At 63.9% G+C, this 13459-nt stretch carries 13 protein-coding genes and 1 riboswitch; of the genes, 2 read left to right on the top strand and 11 right to left on the bottom strand.

Annotated features, from left to right (window positions below):
- Positions 1 to 4: 4 nt before the first annotated feature.
- Genes gcvP through gcvT form a run of 3 tightly spaced genes read right to left on the bottom strand, consistent with a single transcriptional unit; the run spans position 5 to position 4305 of the window.
- The gene (gene gcvP / locus EN869_RS17300) at positions 5 to 2812 is read right to left on the bottom strand and encodes an aminomethyl-transferring glycine dehydrogenase (RefSeq protein ID WP_127227198.1); all 2808 of its coding nucleotides are present in this window, start codon (positions 2810 to 2812) and stop codon (positions 5 to 7) included.
- Positions 2813 to 2828: 16 nt separating this feature from the next.
- Positions 2829 to 3197, bottom strand: a complete 369-nt coding sequence (gcvH, locus tag EN869_RS17295) for a glycine cleavage system protein GcvH (RefSeq protein WP_112101258.1) — start codon at positions 3195 to 3197, stop codon at positions 2829 to 2831.
- A 7-nt stretch (positions 3198 to 3204) separates the two neighbouring features.
- A complete protein-coding gene (gene gcvT, locus EN869_RS17290) occupies positions 3205 to 4305 on the bottom strand; it encodes a glycine cleavage system aminomethyltransferase GcvT (protein WP_127227199.1) in 1101 nt (366 codons plus the stop codon).
- A gap of 149 nt (positions 4306 to 4454) precedes the next feature.
- A riboswitch (glycine riboswitch) is annotated at positions 4455 to 4541 on the bottom strand.
- A 227-nt stretch (positions 4542 to 4768) separates the two neighbouring features.
- On the opposite strand from gcvT, the gene EN869_RS17285 reads away from it, so the two are divergent.
- Positions 4769 to 5773, top strand: a complete 1005-nt coding sequence (locus EN869_RS17285; RefSeq protein WP_127227200.1) for a hypothetical protein — start codon at positions 4769 to 4771, stop codon at positions 5771 to 5773.
- Here the strand turns inward: EN869_RS17285 and EN869_RS17280 are convergent.
- The 8 genes from EN869_RS17280 to EN869_RS17245 form a co-directional block, all read right to left on the bottom strand.
- Positions 5770 to 6201, bottom strand: coding sequence for a GNAT family N-acetyltransferase (locus EN869_RS17280; RefSeq protein ID WP_127227201.1), 432 nt, complete (start codon positions 6199 to 6201; stop codon positions 5770 to 5772). The genes EN869_RS17285 and EN869_RS17280 overlap by 4 nt on opposite strands.
- Positions 6201 to 6992, bottom strand: coding sequence for a molybdopterin-binding protein (locus EN869_RS17275; protein ID WP_127227202.1), 792 nt, complete (start codon positions 6990 to 6992; stop codon positions 6201 to 6203). Before EN869_RS17275 ends, EN869_RS17280 begins: the two co-directional genes overlap by 1 nt.
- A 1-nt stretch (position 6993) precedes the next feature.
- Positions 6994 to 7866, bottom strand: a complete 873-nt coding sequence (locus tag EN869_RS17270) for a cytochrome b/b6 domain-containing protein (protein WP_127227203.1) — start codon at positions 7864 to 7866, stop codon at positions 6994 to 6996.
- 98 nt (positions 7867 to 7964) lie between these two features.
- The gene (locus tag EN869_RS17265) at positions 7965 to 8636 is read right to left on the bottom strand and encodes a DUF1345 domain-containing protein (protein ID WP_127227204.1); all 672 of its coding nucleotides are present in this window, start codon (positions 8634 to 8636) and stop codon (positions 7965 to 7967) included.
- 25 nt (positions 8637 to 8661) lie between these two features.
- Positions 8662 to 9129, bottom strand: coding sequence for a YaiI/YqxD family protein (locus EN869_RS17260; RefSeq protein WP_127227205.1), 468 nt, complete (start codon positions 9127 to 9129; stop codon positions 8662 to 8664).
- A 65-nt stretch (positions 9130 to 9194) separates the two neighbouring features.
- Positions 9195 to 9764 (bottom strand): S-(hydroxymethyl)glutathione synthase, encoded by a 570-nt coding sequence (gfa, locus tag EN869_RS17255; RefSeq protein ID WP_127227206.1) that lies wholly within the window; start codon positions 9762 to 9764, stop codon positions 9195 to 9197.
- A gap of 21 nt (positions 9765 to 9785) precedes the next feature.
- Positions 9786 to 10058: a hypothetical protein gene (locus tag EN869_RS17250; protein WP_127227207.1), complete on the bottom strand. Its 273-nt coding sequence runs from the start codon at positions 10056 to 10058 to the stop codon at positions 9786 to 9788.
- Entirely contained in the window at positions 10059 to 11186 is a 1128-nt protein-coding gene (locus EN869_RS17245) for an S-(hydroxymethyl)glutathione dehydrogenase/class III alcohol dehydrogenase (protein WP_127227208.1), read from the bottom strand.
- Positions 11187 to 11438: 252 nt separating this feature from the next.
- On the opposite strand from EN869_RS17245, the gene EN869_RS17240 reads away from it, so the two are divergent.
- Entirely contained in the window at positions 11439 to 13451 is a 2013-nt protein-coding gene (locus EN869_RS17240) for an acetyl/propionyl/methylcrotonyl-CoA carboxylase subunit alpha (RefSeq protein ID WP_127227209.1), read from the top strand.
- Positions 13452 to 13459 lie beyond the last annotated feature (8 nt).

Below are 13459 nucleotides of genomic sequence, written 5' to 3'. Positions count from 1 at the left end.
GCGGCTATTCGGCGGCGCCGAGATATTCCGACAGTGGCGGGCACGAGCAGACCAGGTTGCGGTCGCCGGCGACATTGTCGATGCGCGATACCGGCGGCCAGTATTTCGCCGCCAGATCGGCGTCGCCTGCCGGATAGGCCGCCTCCAGCCGCGAATAGGGATGGGTCCATGTGCCCGCCAGCGCTTCCGCCGCGGTGTGCGGAGCATTGACCAGCGGGTTGTCGTCGGACGGCCATTCGCCCTTTGCCACTTTGGCGGCCTCGCCGGCGATGGCGATCATCGCCTCGCAGAAGCGGTCGAGCTCGCGCTTGGGCTCGGACTCAGTCGGCTCGACCATCAGGGTGCCGGCAACCGGGAACGACATGGTGGGCGCATGAAAGCCGTAGTCGATCAGGCGCTTGGCGATGTCGTCGACGCTGATGCCGGCGCTTTCCTTCAGCACGCGGGTGTCGAGGATGCATTCATGCGCGATGCGGTCGCTCCGGCCCTTGTAGAGAAGCGGGAAATGCGGCGCGAGCCGCGTCGCCACATAATTGGCCGAAACGATCGCCGTCTCTGTCGCCTGCTTCAGGCCGGAGCCGCCCATCATGCGAATATACATCCAGGTGATCGGCAGGATCGAAGCGCTGCCGAAGGGGGCGGCCGCCACGGCATGCGCCGAGCCTTCGGTGACATGGCCCGGCAGATAGGGCTTCAGATGCGCCCTGACGCCGATCGGGCCGACGCCCGGGCCGCCGCCGCCATGCGGGATGCAGAAGGTCTTGTGCAGGTTCATGTGGCAGACGTCGGCGCCGATGTCGCCGGGACGGGCAAGGCCGACCAGTGCGTTGAGATTGGCTCCGTCGAAATAGACCTGGCCGCCATGCTCGTGGATCAGCGCGCACAGATGACGCGCACCTTCCTCGTAGACGCCGTGCGTTGAAGGATAGGTGAACATCAGTGCCGCGAGATTCTTGGAATGCTCGTTCGCCTTGGCGCGCAGATCGTCCATGTCGATATTGCCATCGTCCAGGCAGCGCACGACGACGACGCTCATGCCGGCCATCGCCGCGCTCGCCGGATTGGTGCCATGCGCGGAAGATGGGATCAGGCAGACCGTGCGGTGGCCTTCGCCGCGCGCGCGGTGATAGGCGCGGATGGCGAGCAGGCCGGCATATTCGCCCTGGCTGCCGGCATTGGGCTGCAGGCTGACGGCGTCGAAGCCGGTGATCTCCGACAGCCAGGCCTCCAGCTGCTCGGCCATGGCTCGATAGCCTGCCGAATGGCCGGCCGGCGCGAAAGGGTGCAGATTGGCGACGCTCGGCCAGCTCACCGGCATCATCTCGGCGGCGGCGTTCAGCTTCATGGTGCAGGATCCGAGCGGGATCATGGTGCGGTCGAGCGCAAGGTCCTTGTCGGCCAGCCGGCGCAGGAAGCGCATCATCTCGGTCTCGGAGCGATTCTCGTGGAAGACTGGCTGAGTCAGGAACGCCTTGCCGCGCGGCTTGCCGGGCATCGAGCTTCCCTCAGCGCCCGGCTTGGCGCCGAAGAGGCCAGCGATCGCCTCGAGATCGGGTTCTGTCGAGGTTTCGTCGAAAGCGATGCTGACATGGTCGGCATCGATGACGCGCAGCAGCCGCCCGGTCTTTTCGGCGGCTTGCGCGATCGAGACGGCCTTGCCCTTCACCTGCGCCGTCACCGTGTCGAAGCGGCTCGCGCCGAGCACGGCAACGCCCGCAGCCTTGAGACCGGAGGCGAGGCGGTCGGCCAGCCCATGGACATGGCCGGCAATCGCCTGCAGGCCGGCCGGGCCGTGCCAGATCGCATAGGCCGTCGCCATGTTGGCGAGCAGCGCCTGCGCCGTGCAGATGTTGGAAGTCGCCTTGTCGCGGCGTATATGCTGCTCGCGCGTCTGCAGTGCCAGCCGGTAGCCAGGACGGCCCTTGGTATCCGTGGACTGGCCGACGAGGCGGCCGGGCATCAGACGGGTCAGCTTGTCGGAAACGGCGCAATAGGCGGCGTGCGGTCCACCAAAACCCATCGGCACGCCGAAGCGCTGCATCGGGCCGACGGCGATGTCGGCGCCAAGTGCGGCTGGCGAGTCGGTCAGCGTGAGCGCCAGAGGGTCCGCAATGAAGATGACAAGCGCGCCCAAGGCGCGGGCCTTCTCGATCGCCGCCTTGTGGTCGCCATAGACGCCGAACGTGTCCGGCCAGGAGACGAGCAGGGCGGCTGTGTTGTCGTCGATCGTCTCGCCGTCGACCTCGGTGCCGAGCGGCTCGGCGCGGGTGCGCACGACATCCAGCGTCTGCGGATGCGGCGTGCCGGCAAGCGCCACCTTGGTGCGCTTGTCGCGGTGGTGGCGCAGAGCGATGCCGACGGCTTCGGCGACGGCGGTGGCTTCATCGAGCAGGGAGGCCGACGCCACGGGCAGGCCGGTCAGCTCGGCGACCAAAGTCTGGAAGTTGAACAGCATTTCCAGCCGGCCCTGGCTGATCTCGGCCTGGTAGGGCGTGTAGGCGGTGTACCAGGCCGGGTTCTCGAACAGGTTGCGCTGGATGACCGGCGGCACGAAGACGCCATGATAGCCGGCGCCAATGAAGCTCTTCAGCACCGTGTTCTTCGCCATGATCGCCGACAATTCGGCGAGCGCTTCCGCTTCGCTCGCCGGAGCGGGCAGGGCGAGCGGCTGGTCGAGCCGGATCGATCTCGGCACGGCCTGGCTGATCAGTGTCTCGACGGAAGGAACGCCGATGGTGGCGAGCATTGCCCTGACGTCGCTGACGCCGAGGCCGATATGGCGGGCCGAGAAGGGAGTAGGTGCTGCGGTCATTTCCAAAATCCTGCTATCAGCCGATATGGGCTTTGTAGGCGGCCTCATCCATGAGGCTGTCGAGCTGGCTTTCGTTGGCGAGCTTCATCTTCCAGAGCCAGCCGTCGCCGGTCGCCGCCGAATTGACCAGCGACGGGTCAGCCGACAGTGAGCCGTTGGCCTCGGTGATCTCGCCGTCGACCGGCGCGTAGACGTCCGATGCCGCCTTCACGGATTCGACGACGACGGCGGTATCGCCCTTGGCGAGCTTGCGGCCGATTTCCGGCAGCTCGACGAAAACGAGATCACCGAGCTGTTCCTGCGCATAGTCGGTGATGCCGACGGTGGCGACGCCGCCTTCAACGCGCAGCCATTCATGGTCTTCAGTGAAGTAGGTCTTTGCCATCTGGAAATCATCCTTTGCGGTAGCGGTGTGGGGTGAAGGGCAGGGCAGCGATGTCGACGGGAATTTTCGTCCCGCGGACGTCGGCGAAGAGTTTCGTGCCGGCCTTGGCCAGCGCGGTGTTGACGTAGCCCATGGCGACCGGGTGGCCGCTCGAAGGGCCGAAACCGCCCGATGTGACATGGCCGGCCGGATGGCCGTCGGCATCGACGAGCGCCGCGCCGGCGCGCACCGGCTGGCGCCCTTCGGGCTTTAAGCCGACGCGTTTCTGCGACGGGCCGCGCTCGAGGATGGAGCGCAGCGCGTCGGCGCCGATGAAATGGCCGGCGGCGCGAACCTCCTTCGGGATCGCCCACATCAGCCCGGCGCTCGCCGGATCGATCTCGGGCGTCAGGTCCTGGCCGTGCAGGCAGAGACCGGCTTCGAGGCGCAGGCTGTCGCGGGCGGCGAGGCCGATCCACTGCACGCGCTCGTCTTCCAGCAGTTTGGCGACGAGATCGCGGGCATCAGCCTCCGGAAGGCCGATCTCGAAACCGTCCTCGCCCGTATAGCCGGAACGGCTCATGAACCACTTCTGGCTCGGCTCGATGCCGTGCATGAACAGCAGCGAGCCGGTCTCGATACCCGCGCGCGCAAGTGCAGCCCAGGCGTCCGGTCCCTGGATCGCCAGGAAGACCCGGTCGAGCGGCTCGACCTTGGCATCGAAATCGACGGCCAGCGCCTGAAGATGCTTCTCGTCCTCGACGGCGTTGCCGGCATTGGCCACGACCATGAAGCGGTCGTCGCCAAGGCGGGTGACGATCAGGTCGTCGATGATGCCGGCGGCCTCATTGAGGAAGAAGGTGTATTTGGATTGGGAAATCTCCAGAGCGCCGGCATCGAGCGGACAGGCGCGGTTGAGAAGCGCCGCGGCCTCCGGACCGCTGACCTCGAACAGCTTCATGTGCGAGATGTCGAACAAGCCGGCATGCTCGCGCGTGTGAAGATGCTCCTTCATCACGCCGGGCGGATAGGTGAGCGGCATCGACCAGCCGGCAAAGGCGCCAAAGCGCGCGCCCGCGGCCCGATGCAAATCCTCGAGGGGTAGATGTCTGGTGCCGTCGCCCGTCATGTCTTCTCCAGAGTCGCACGCAATCGACCGCCTTTGGCGGCCCAGTTCGTGCCCCTCTGTCTGAAGCCTGAGAGACTCGCGCCCCGGAACTCTGTCGGCAGCGCTTACACCTTCGGCGCGGGACGAATCCCGACTTTCCAGAGTTGTCTTTCCTGCTAACGGTTCTTTTGCCTGAGAGATTTCGGGCGATTTCCCCTTCGGCGACAGCTTGCGCTGCTCTCTCCCGCAAACAGGTAGGACTCAGTCGCCTGAGTCCCCGACGCGCCATCCATAGCCCGTCGGCGACACCTTGTCACCTCCCTGCGACATCAAAGGTGCGCCGACCTGAATCTCGACGCACCTTGCCGCGCCGGGCTGACAAGTCTTCGCTAACCACGCCATTTGCCGGTTTCTCAAGACAATGCTGATAAACCGGCGGGATGACAAAGGCTCGCCGGCAATAGGCGACAGGGCAGGGACGGCAATGGGCGAATTGATCATGAGCGCTCCGGTGGCGGGGTTGACCTCGAAGAACAAGATCTCGGCCGAGGACGTGGCGATGCTGCGGCGCGAGGTGTTCGCAGATGGCGTGGTGAGCCGCGGCGAGGCCGAGGCGCTGTTCGCGCTCGACCAGAGCGCGCGCGACAAATGCGGCGAATGGGCGCCGTTCTTCGTCGAGGCGGTGACCGACTACATCGTCCACCAGGAAAGGCCTGAGGGCTACATTTCTCAGGAGAACGCCGGCTGGCTGGTTCGTACGATCTCGCGTGACGGCATGGTCGACAGCCGCACAGAGCTCGAGCTCTTGGTGCATGTGCTGGAGGAGGCGAAATCCTCGCCCAATGAGCTTTCGGCCTATGCGCTGGAGCAGGTCGCGCATGCGGTGATCGACGGCCGAGGGCCGCTGATGCTCGGCGGCGAACTTGTGCCCGGATTGATCGCCAGGGCCGAGGTCGATCTGCTGCGGCGAATCCTCTATGCCTATGGCGGCGACGGCAACATCGCCATCAGCAAGGCCGAGGCCGAGGTCCTGTTCAGGATCAACGACCGGACCGCGGCCGCCGACAACGATCCGTCGTGGAACGACCTCTTCGTCAAGGCGATCGCCAACTATGTCATGTGCTCGGCCGGCTACGAGCCGCCGACGCGCGAAGCGGCGCTGCGCCATGAAGATTTCCTCGACGAGGCGGCGCCGACGCTGGGCGGGTTCTTCAGCCGCATGGTCTCGGGCGGGTTTTCCGCAATCCTCGAGGCCTATAATTCCCCTGACAACATCGAGGCCGAATGGGAAGCCAGGAACCGGGCCAGCGAGGCGCTTGCTCGCCGCGCGGAGACCATCGACGCCGACGAAGCCCAATGGCTGGCCGAGCGCGTCGGCGGCGGCCAGCGGCCGCTGCGCGACAATGAGCGCGCGCTGCTGACGCTGATCAAGCACGCCTCGCCGGAAATCCATCCAGCGCTGAAGCCGCTGCTGGATAAGGTCGCCTAGGCGTTTCCTGGAAGTGTCCTGCAGAGAATGATGTTGGAATGGCCTTCGGGCCATCCGGCGAATTCGCCCATACGTTCGAAGCCCGCCTTCACGTAGAGGCCCGGTGCCTGGAAGTCGTGCGTTGCCACCCAGATGCGTCGAACGCCTCGCGCGGCAGCCTCCGTTACGAAGGCATCCAGCAGCTTCCTGCCATGACCAAGACGTCGACAGGCTTCGTCGACCCACATCAGCTTGAGTTCGGCGATTCCAGCCCACGAATAGCCAGCGGCGATCCCAATCGGGCGTCCGGCTGTGTCCCGCAGCGCAAAGACCAGGCCGCGATCATCGTCACGGCCTGTCAGATGCCGGTTGCCGCTGTCGAGACGTTCCTCGATGGCATCAAGCTCGGCCGACGCAAGATCGTGCTCGGCCTGCAGGTGAGGGGCCATCAGATGCCGCCGTACCAGTCGTAGCCATTGTCTTCCCAATAGCCGCCGCGGCCGCCGCCGACATTGGCGAAACCGTCGACCAGCTCGATCTTGTAGAGATATTTCGGCATCTTGTAGCCAAGCTGGCGTTCGACGCGCACGCGCAGCGGCGCGCCGTTCTCGACCGGCAGCGGCTTGCCGTTCAGGCCATAGGCCAGGATCGTCTGCGGATGGCGGGCGTCTATAAGATCGATCGTGCCGTAATATTTGATGTCGCCGGACAGGCTCTGCTCGATCGTGTCGAGGCAGTGGAACATGACGTAGCGGGCCTCAGGCTTCACCACCGCCTGGTCGAGCACCAGCGACAATGGCGTGCCAGTCCATTTGGCGATGCAACTCCAGCCTTCGACGCAGTCGTGGCGGGTGATCTGGGTGCGGCTCGGCATGTTCTGCAACTGCTCGCGGCTCAACGACAGCGGTTTTTCGACCAGCCCGGTGACCTCCAGGCGCCAGTCGGCGAAATTGTTGGCGAGCAAGCCTTTATAGGTGTCGTCATCGGGAGCCGTGACGCCGTTCGGCCGCTGTGGCTGACGGATGTCAGCCTCGGTGAATTCGGGCGCGAGCGCATCGCGTCCGGCGAGCAGGCGCTGCGCGCGGTAAGTCAGGCCGTTGGCGTTTTCGAGGAAGCTGCGCAGGCCGCCGCCGATGCCGAGACTGCTGTCGAAGGCATCGCAGCCCGAAAGCGCGATACCGGACAGGCCGAGGCTGCTGGCGGTCAAGAATTTACGGCGCGTGATCTGGAATTTGGCCATCTCAAACATTCCTCTCAGCCGGCTCGTCATGCTTTGCGGGCAGGTCGGTGCGGTACCAGCCGGTGATGATCGAGCGCAGCTCGTTGATCGGGCCGGCGGCAAGGATCATCAGGATGTGGATGATGAAGAAGCCGACCAGAAGCAGCATGATTGTGAAGTGGATGGTGCGCGCCGTCTGCCGGCCGCCGAGGATTTCGTTGAGCCACGGCAGCACCGAATCCATGCTCGGCGACATGGCCAGCCCGGTGACGATCATCAGCGGCAGAAGCACGAAGAGCACGCCGCCATAGGCCATCTTCTGCAGCGTGTTGTATTCGCGCGTATGGTGGAATTTCAGCTTGGCGTGGTCGACGATGTCGCGCGGCAGCTTGCGCAGATCCGACATGCGAGGGGCGAGGTCGCGGCGGATATGGCCGTTGATCAGGCCGGCGACCAGCCAGATCAGCAACGTCGCGCTGAGCACCCAGGCGAAAAAGAAATGCACGACGCGAGCGGTGCCGAGGTCGTAGTAGGAGGGGATCGTCAACCAGGAGGGGAAGGCGCGCTGTGTCTCCTGTCCCAGTGGGCCCGACCAGCCGAGCACGCCGGTGGTGTCGAAGCGATGGCCTAAGATTTCGGTAAAACCGCGCGGACCGTTGGCGGTGTTTTCGGCGCCGATCTGCAGAATCGTGTTGTGGAACTCGAAGCCTGACTGCTTGCCGATATAGAGTTGCGGCCGCGCGTTGAAAATCTGCAGGCCGGAAAGCAGCATGAAGAACAGCGAGAGAGCCCAGATCCAGTGGGTCAACCGCGTCCAGCGCGACTGTCGATAGATAAGGGTCGTGTCCTTACCGTCCGGCTTGGCGGCGGATTGGTTGTTGGCAACAGTGTCCATTCTGCCTCCGGCCGCCTCATGCAAGCGGCTTCTCAGGTCATTGTCTCCCCCTCAATACGTCGCCGCACAAGGCAATGTTTCATACGATCACGGATTTATTACGGAGATCCCAGGCTCACCGCGAGATTGACCGCCGCCGCAACGATGACCGTGTTGAAGAAAAAGGTCAGGATCGAATGGACGAGCACGACCATGCGCATCTGCGAGGTGGTGATGGCCGTGTCGGCGGTCTGCGCCGTCATGCCGATGACGGTCGCGAAATAGAGGAAATCCCAGCCTTCCGGGCGCTTGCCGCCGGGAAAATCGAGGCCGCCGACCGGCATCTTCTTTTGTGTTTTCTCGTCGATCTCGCCACCGTCCTTCCAGTAGACATGCGCGTAATGCAACGATGCCATGGCGTGGATTGTGAACCAGCCGAGCGGGATCGACAGCATGGCAAAGCCGAGCTGCCAGGGGTGCGTGGCGGCTTTCTGGTTGATCAAAAGAAACAGCGAGACGATGGCTGCAACGACGACGAAGAGCGTGACGGCGAAGATCAGCAGCACGGGCATGTCGGTGGCGCGGGCGTTCTTGCTGAGATAGCGGCCGGTAAGCCGTGGCATCAGCGTCAGGACCAGGACGATATAGCTTGCAAAGAATACATTGGCGCCAATGGAATAGGGGAGCGGCGCGCGCAAAAGCAGGGCTAGCAGCAGTGCGACGACGCCGATGGCAAAGGCCAGAGCGAACTGCATATGCCGATGCATCGGCGTCTTGAGGTCTTCACCCATGGCTCGGGTCCCTGAAGACGTTGGATCAGTCCGGTGTGACGGATTTGAGCGCGCGTCGCAAGATGCGGTCGAGCTCGCCGAGAAACTGCGAGCGGTCCTTCGGCGTGAAGGAGGCATTGAAGCCGCGGCTCTCGCCCGTTTCGCGCAGATGCTGCTTCAAATCGCGCATCGCCACCGCCATGCCGATGGTCTCCGGCGTGAAGGGGCGGCCGGTCGGTCCCAGCACATGCGCGCCGAGCGCCACCGTGCGCGCGGCAAGCGGGATGTCGGCCGTCACCACAACGTCATTGGTTCTTGCGTTCTCGACGATCCAATCGTCGGCCGCATCAGCGCCCTTGGAGACGACAACGTTGCGGATCATCGGATCGCGCGACGGGCGCAGGCCGCCATTGGAGACATAGGTAACGACGACGCCATGGCGCTCCGCGACCTTCTCGACCTCGGCCTTCACCGGGCAGGCGTCGGCATCGACGTAGATAACGGGTGCGGGCATCGTTGCTTCCAAACAATATGGGGCCGGCGTGTCAGCCAGCCCCATGGCAGAAATCGCAGGATTTGTCAGGCCGGCAGCGCGCCGGACCTCTTCGCCGTCCAGGTGGCCATATAGTCCATCAGGCCGGGGTTGAGACAGTCGTAGGGCTCCAGCCCGATCGACTTCAGCTGGCCGCGAATGCCCCCCATGCGGTTCGGGTCGACGCCGGATTCGATGATCGAGGACACGAAGGCGGCAAAGCCGGGCGGCGACCAGCCGTCCTCCTCGAAGCGCTCGGGATGGATGAAGGACAGGCCCTTGAAGGGGTGGTCGCGCTCGACCGGGCCGTACATGTGGACGCCGCAGCCGGTGCAGGCATGGCGCTGGATGAGCGCGGCCGGATCGACCACCTTGAGCTTATCGCCGTTCTCGGTAACAGTGACGTCGCCCGTGCCGGCAACGGCCACGACCGAGAAGATGGCGCCTTCCGGCTTCCAGCACTTCGTGCAGCCGCAGGCATGGTTGTGGGCGATCTGGCCCTTGACCTTCACCTTCACCGGCTTGCTGGTGCACAGGCAAACCAGCGTGCCGCCGGCAAAGCTTGCGCTTTCCTTGGGCAGGCCGTTGTCAATTGAATGATGCAGTTTTTCCGCCATTCCTACTTCCTCCCTCTTTGATCACACCGGTTTGGTGTCGACGATCGCTTCAGTCTCCATGAGGTGCGCGCTGAGCAGGCGGTGCACCTCTGGCAGGCTCCTTTTCAAAAAAGTGTCGCGTACGAGAAACGTGATTTCATCAACTGCCCGATCGATTTCTCCCAAGTCGATCTGAATGCGATTGTTGTCCCTGAAGCTACGCCACAGGTCCTCGCCAAAATTCCGTATTCGATGGACCGTCGACTTTTCCCAGTCGATGAACCTTATACGAACACGAATCTGGACCTCCTTCATCTAGTAAACCACGACACTCCGGATCGATTTGCCCTCATGCATGAGATCAAAACCCTTGTTGATGTCCTCGAGCTTCAGCGTGTGGGTGATCATCGGGTCGATCTGGATCTTGCCCTCCATGTACCAGTCGACGATCCTGGGCACGTCGGTGCGGCCGCGCGCGCCGCCGAAGGCGGTGCCCATCCAGGTGCGGCCGGTGACCAGCTGGAAGGGGCGCGTCGAGATCTCCTGGCCGGCGCCGGCGACGCCAATGATGACCGACTTGCCCCAGCCGCGATGCGAGGCTTCCAGCGCTTGGCGCATCACCTTGGTGTTGCCGGTACAGTCGAAGGTGTAGTCGGCGCCGCCGATCTGGTCGGCGCCCCGTTTGGTCATGTTGACGAGGTGAGGCACGATGTCGCCGTCGATCTCCTTCGGATTGACGAAATGCGTCATGCCGAATTTTTCGCCCCAGGGCTTCTTGTCGTTGTTGACGTCGACGCCGATGATCATGTCGGCGCCGGCAAGGCGAAGCCCCTGGATGACGTTCAAGCCGATGCCGCCAAGGCCGAAGACTATCGCCGTCGCTCCTTGCTCGACCTTGGCCGTGTTGATGACGGCGCCGATGCCGGTGGTGACGCCGCAGCCGATGTAGCAGATCTTGTCGAAGGGGGCGTCGGGATTGACCTTGGCCAGCGCGATCTCGGGCAGCACGGTGAAGTTGGAGAAGGTCGAGCAGCCCATGTAGTGGAACAGCTTCTCGCCGCCGAGGGAGAAGCGCGAGGTGCCGTCCGGCATCAGGCCTTGCCCTTGAGTGGCGCGGATGGCGGTGCACAGATTGGTCTTGCGCGACAGGCAGGACGGGCACTGCCGGCATTCGGGCGTATAGAGCGGGATGACATGGTCGCCCTTCCTGACTGAGGTGATGCCCTTGCCGACATCGACGACGATGCCCGCACCCTCATGGCCTAGGATCGCGGGAAAGATGCCTTCCGGATCGGCACCCGACAGCGTGAACTCGTCGGTGTGGCAGATGCCGGTTGCCTTGACCTCGATCAGAACCTCGCCTTCGCGCGGGCCTTCGAGGTCCACCTCCATGATTTCCAACGGCTTTCCGGCGGCGACGGCAACGGCGGCACGCGTTTTCATGAGGCATTCCTCCCAAAGCTATTTGCATGTTTTAGCTAACGGCAAGCTGCCCGTGGCGAATGCCAGCCTGCCAGCCCTTCAGCCTTGTGGGTAACTTTAGCGAGTTCCGCGCTGGCGGCCAACGTCTCTTGCGACGTTTTTCGGCGCGCTTTCTGCAATCGGCACCGGCCGGCAGGGCCAATCCGCGGACACTTGAGGCGCGCCGGAATTATTCATAGAACTGGACCGCTTCGCCGGAGGAACGACATCCGAATGTTCAAGAAGATCCTGATCGCCAATCGCGGCGAGATCGCCTGCCGCGTGATCAAGTCGGCGCGCAAGATGGGGATTGCCACCGTGGCGGTCTATTCGGATGCCGACCGCGATGCCGTGCATGTCGAAATGGCCGACGAAGCAGTGCATATCGGGCCGCCGCCGGCCGCGCAGAGCTATCTGGTGCCGGAGAAGATCATTGCCGCGTCCAAGGAGACCGGCGCGGAAGCGGTGCATCCGGGCTATGGCTTCCTGTCTGAACGGGCCTCTTTCTGCGAGGCGCTGGAGAAGCAAGGCATTATCTTCATCGGGCCGAAGCCCAAGGCCATCAAGGCGATGGGCGACAAGATCGAATCGAAGAAGTTCGCCAGCGAAGCCAAGGTCTCGACCGTGCCGGGTTGGCTCGGCGTCATCGAAGACGCTGACCATGCCGAAAGGATCGCAGGTGAGATCGGCTATCCGGTGATGATCAAGGCCTCGGCCGGTGGCGGCGGCAAGGGCATGCGCATCGCCTGGAGCAAGGCGGAAGTGCGCGACGGCTTCGACAGGGCGCGTTCGGAAGCGAAAAGCTCCTTCGGCGACGACCGCGTCTTCATCGAGAAGTTCGTCGTCGATCCGCGCCATATCGAGATCCAGGTGCTGGCCGACGCGCATGGCACGGCGCTCTATCTCGGCGAGCGCGAATGCTCGATCCAGCGCCGCAACCAAAAGGTGGTCGAGGAGGCGCCGTCGCCATTCCTGGACGCCAAGACCAGGAGGGCGATGGGCGAGCAGGCGGTGGCCCTGGCGAAAGCCGTCGATTATCAAAGCGCCGGCACCGTCGAGTTCATCGTCGACAAGGACAAGAACTTCTACTTCCTTGAAATGAATACGCGATTGCAAGTTGAGCATCCAGTGACAGAACTCGTCACCGGCATCGATCTGGTCGAGCAGATGATCCGCGTCGCCGCCGGCGAAAAGCTCGGCATCAAGCAAAGCGACGTCAAGCTGAACGGCTGGGCGGTGGAGAGCCGCCTCTATGCCGAGGATCCATTCCGTAACTTCCTGCCGTCAATCGGCCGGCTGACCCGCTACCGGCCGCCGGAGGAGGGCACGTTCGGCGACGTCGTGATCCGCAACGATACCGGCGTTACCGAAGGCTCGGAGATATCAATGTTCTACGACCCGATGGTGGCGAAGCTCTGCACCTGGGCGCCGACAAGGCTGGAGGCGATCGACGCGATGTCGGAGGCGCTCGACAGTTTTGTCGTCGACGGTATCGAGCACAACATCCCGTTCCTTTCGGCGCTGATGCAGCATCCGCGCTGGCGCGAGGGGCGGCTGTCGACGGGCTTCATCGCCGAGGAATATCCGGACGGTTTTTCGCCGGTCGCGCCGGATGGCGAGGAAAGGGCGGTGTTCGCGGCCGTCGCAACGGCGATCGAACTTTTGCGCCGCGACCGGCTTGACCGTCTGAGCGGCCGGCTCGCGCCGCATTCCGGCCATCTCAAGCGCGACTGGGTGGTGAAGATCGGCGCGCAGTATCAATCCGTCGCCATCGTCGACGGCATGATTTCCATACCGATGGAGGTCGATCTGTCGATCGACGGCGGCAAGCCGTTGACGGTTACCTCCGACTGGCGGCCGGGCGACGCGATCTGGCAGGGCACGGTCGGCCGCGAGAAGGTGGTGGCGCAAATCCGTCCGGTGCTGAACGGTTTGCGCATCGCCTGGAAAGGCATGTCGGTGACGGCGCGCGCCATGCTGCCGCGCACGGCGGAACTCGAAAGGCTGATGCCGGAGAAGGTGGCGCCGGATACCTCGAAGATGCTGCTTTGCCCGATGCCCGGCCTCGTTGTTTCGATCGCCGTAGCGGAGGGCCAAGAGGTGAAGGCCGGCGAGACGCTGGCCGTGGTCGAGGCTATGAAGATGGAAAATGTGCTGCGCGCCGAACGCGACCTCACGGTAGCCAGGCTCAACGCCAAGCCCGGCGACAGCCTGGCGGTCGACGCCGTGATCATGGAGTTCGCCTGATAAAAGGC

This window comes from Mesorhizobium sp. M2D.F.Ca.ET.226.01.1.1, from assembly GCF_004022705.2.
Taxonomy (GTDB): domain Bacteria; phylum Pseudomonadota; class Alphaproteobacteria; order Rhizobiales; family Rhizobiaceae; genus Mesorhizobium.
The sequence above is the reverse complement of the archived record's forward strand: the minus strand, read 5'-3'. Positions and strand labels throughout refer to the sequence as shown.

What these genes read in the sequence shown, in the direction of transcription:
- EN869_RS17240 (WP_127227209.1), top strand. Translation starts at nt 11,439, where the DNA reads ATGTTCAAGAAGATCCTGATCGCCAATCGCGGCGAGATCGCCTGCCGC.
- EN869_RS17265 (WP_127227204.1), bottom strand. Translation starts at nt 8,636, where the DNA reads ATGGGTGAAGACCTCAAGACGCCGATGCATCGGCATATGCAGTTCGCT.
- EN869_RS17275 (WP_127227202.1), bottom strand. Translation starts at nt 6,992, where the DNA reads ATGGCCAAATTCCAGATCACGCGCCGTAAATTCTTGACCGCCAGCAGC.
- gcvP (WP_127227198.1), bottom strand. Translation starts at nt 2,812, where the DNA reads ATGACCGCAGCACCTACTCCCTTCTCGGCCCGCCATATCGGCCTCGGC.
- EN869_RS17245 (WP_127227208.1), bottom strand. Translation starts at nt 11,186, where the DNA reads ATGAAAACGCGTGCCGCCGTTGCCGTCGCCGCCGGAAAGCCGTTGGAA.
- EN869_RS17250 (WP_127227207.1), bottom strand. Translation starts at nt 10,058, where the DNA reads ATGAAGGAGGTCCAGATTCGTGTTCGTATAAGGTTCATCGACTGGGAA.
- EN869_RS17280 (WP_127227201.1), bottom strand. Translation starts at nt 6,201, where the DNA reads ATGGCCCCTCACCTGCAGGCCGAGCACGATCTTGCGTCGGCCGAGCTT.
- gcvH (WP_112101258.1), bottom strand. Translation starts at nt 3,197, where the DNA reads ATGGCAAAGACCTACTTCACTGAAGACCATGAATGGCTGCGCGTTGAA.
- gcvT (WP_127227199.1), bottom strand. Translation starts at nt 4,305, where the DNA reads ATGACGGGCGACGGCACCAGACATCTACCCCTCGAGGATTTGCATCGG.
- EN869_RS17260 (WP_127227205.1), bottom strand. Translation starts at nt 9,129, where the DNA reads ATGCCCGCACCCGTTATCTACGTCGATGCCGACGCCTGCCCGGTGAAG.
- EN869_RS17270 (WP_127227203.1), bottom strand. Translation starts at nt 7,866, where the DNA reads ATGGACACTGTTGCCAACAACCAATCCGCCGCCAAGCCGGACGGTAAG.
- EN869_RS17285 (WP_127227200.1), top strand. Translation starts at nt 4,769, where the DNA reads ATGGGCGAATTGATCATGAGCGCTCCGGTGGCGGGGTTGACCTCGAAG.
- gfa (WP_127227206.1), bottom strand. Translation starts at nt 9,764, where the DNA reads ATGGCGGAAAAACTGCATCATTCAATTGACAACGGCCTGCCCAAGGAA.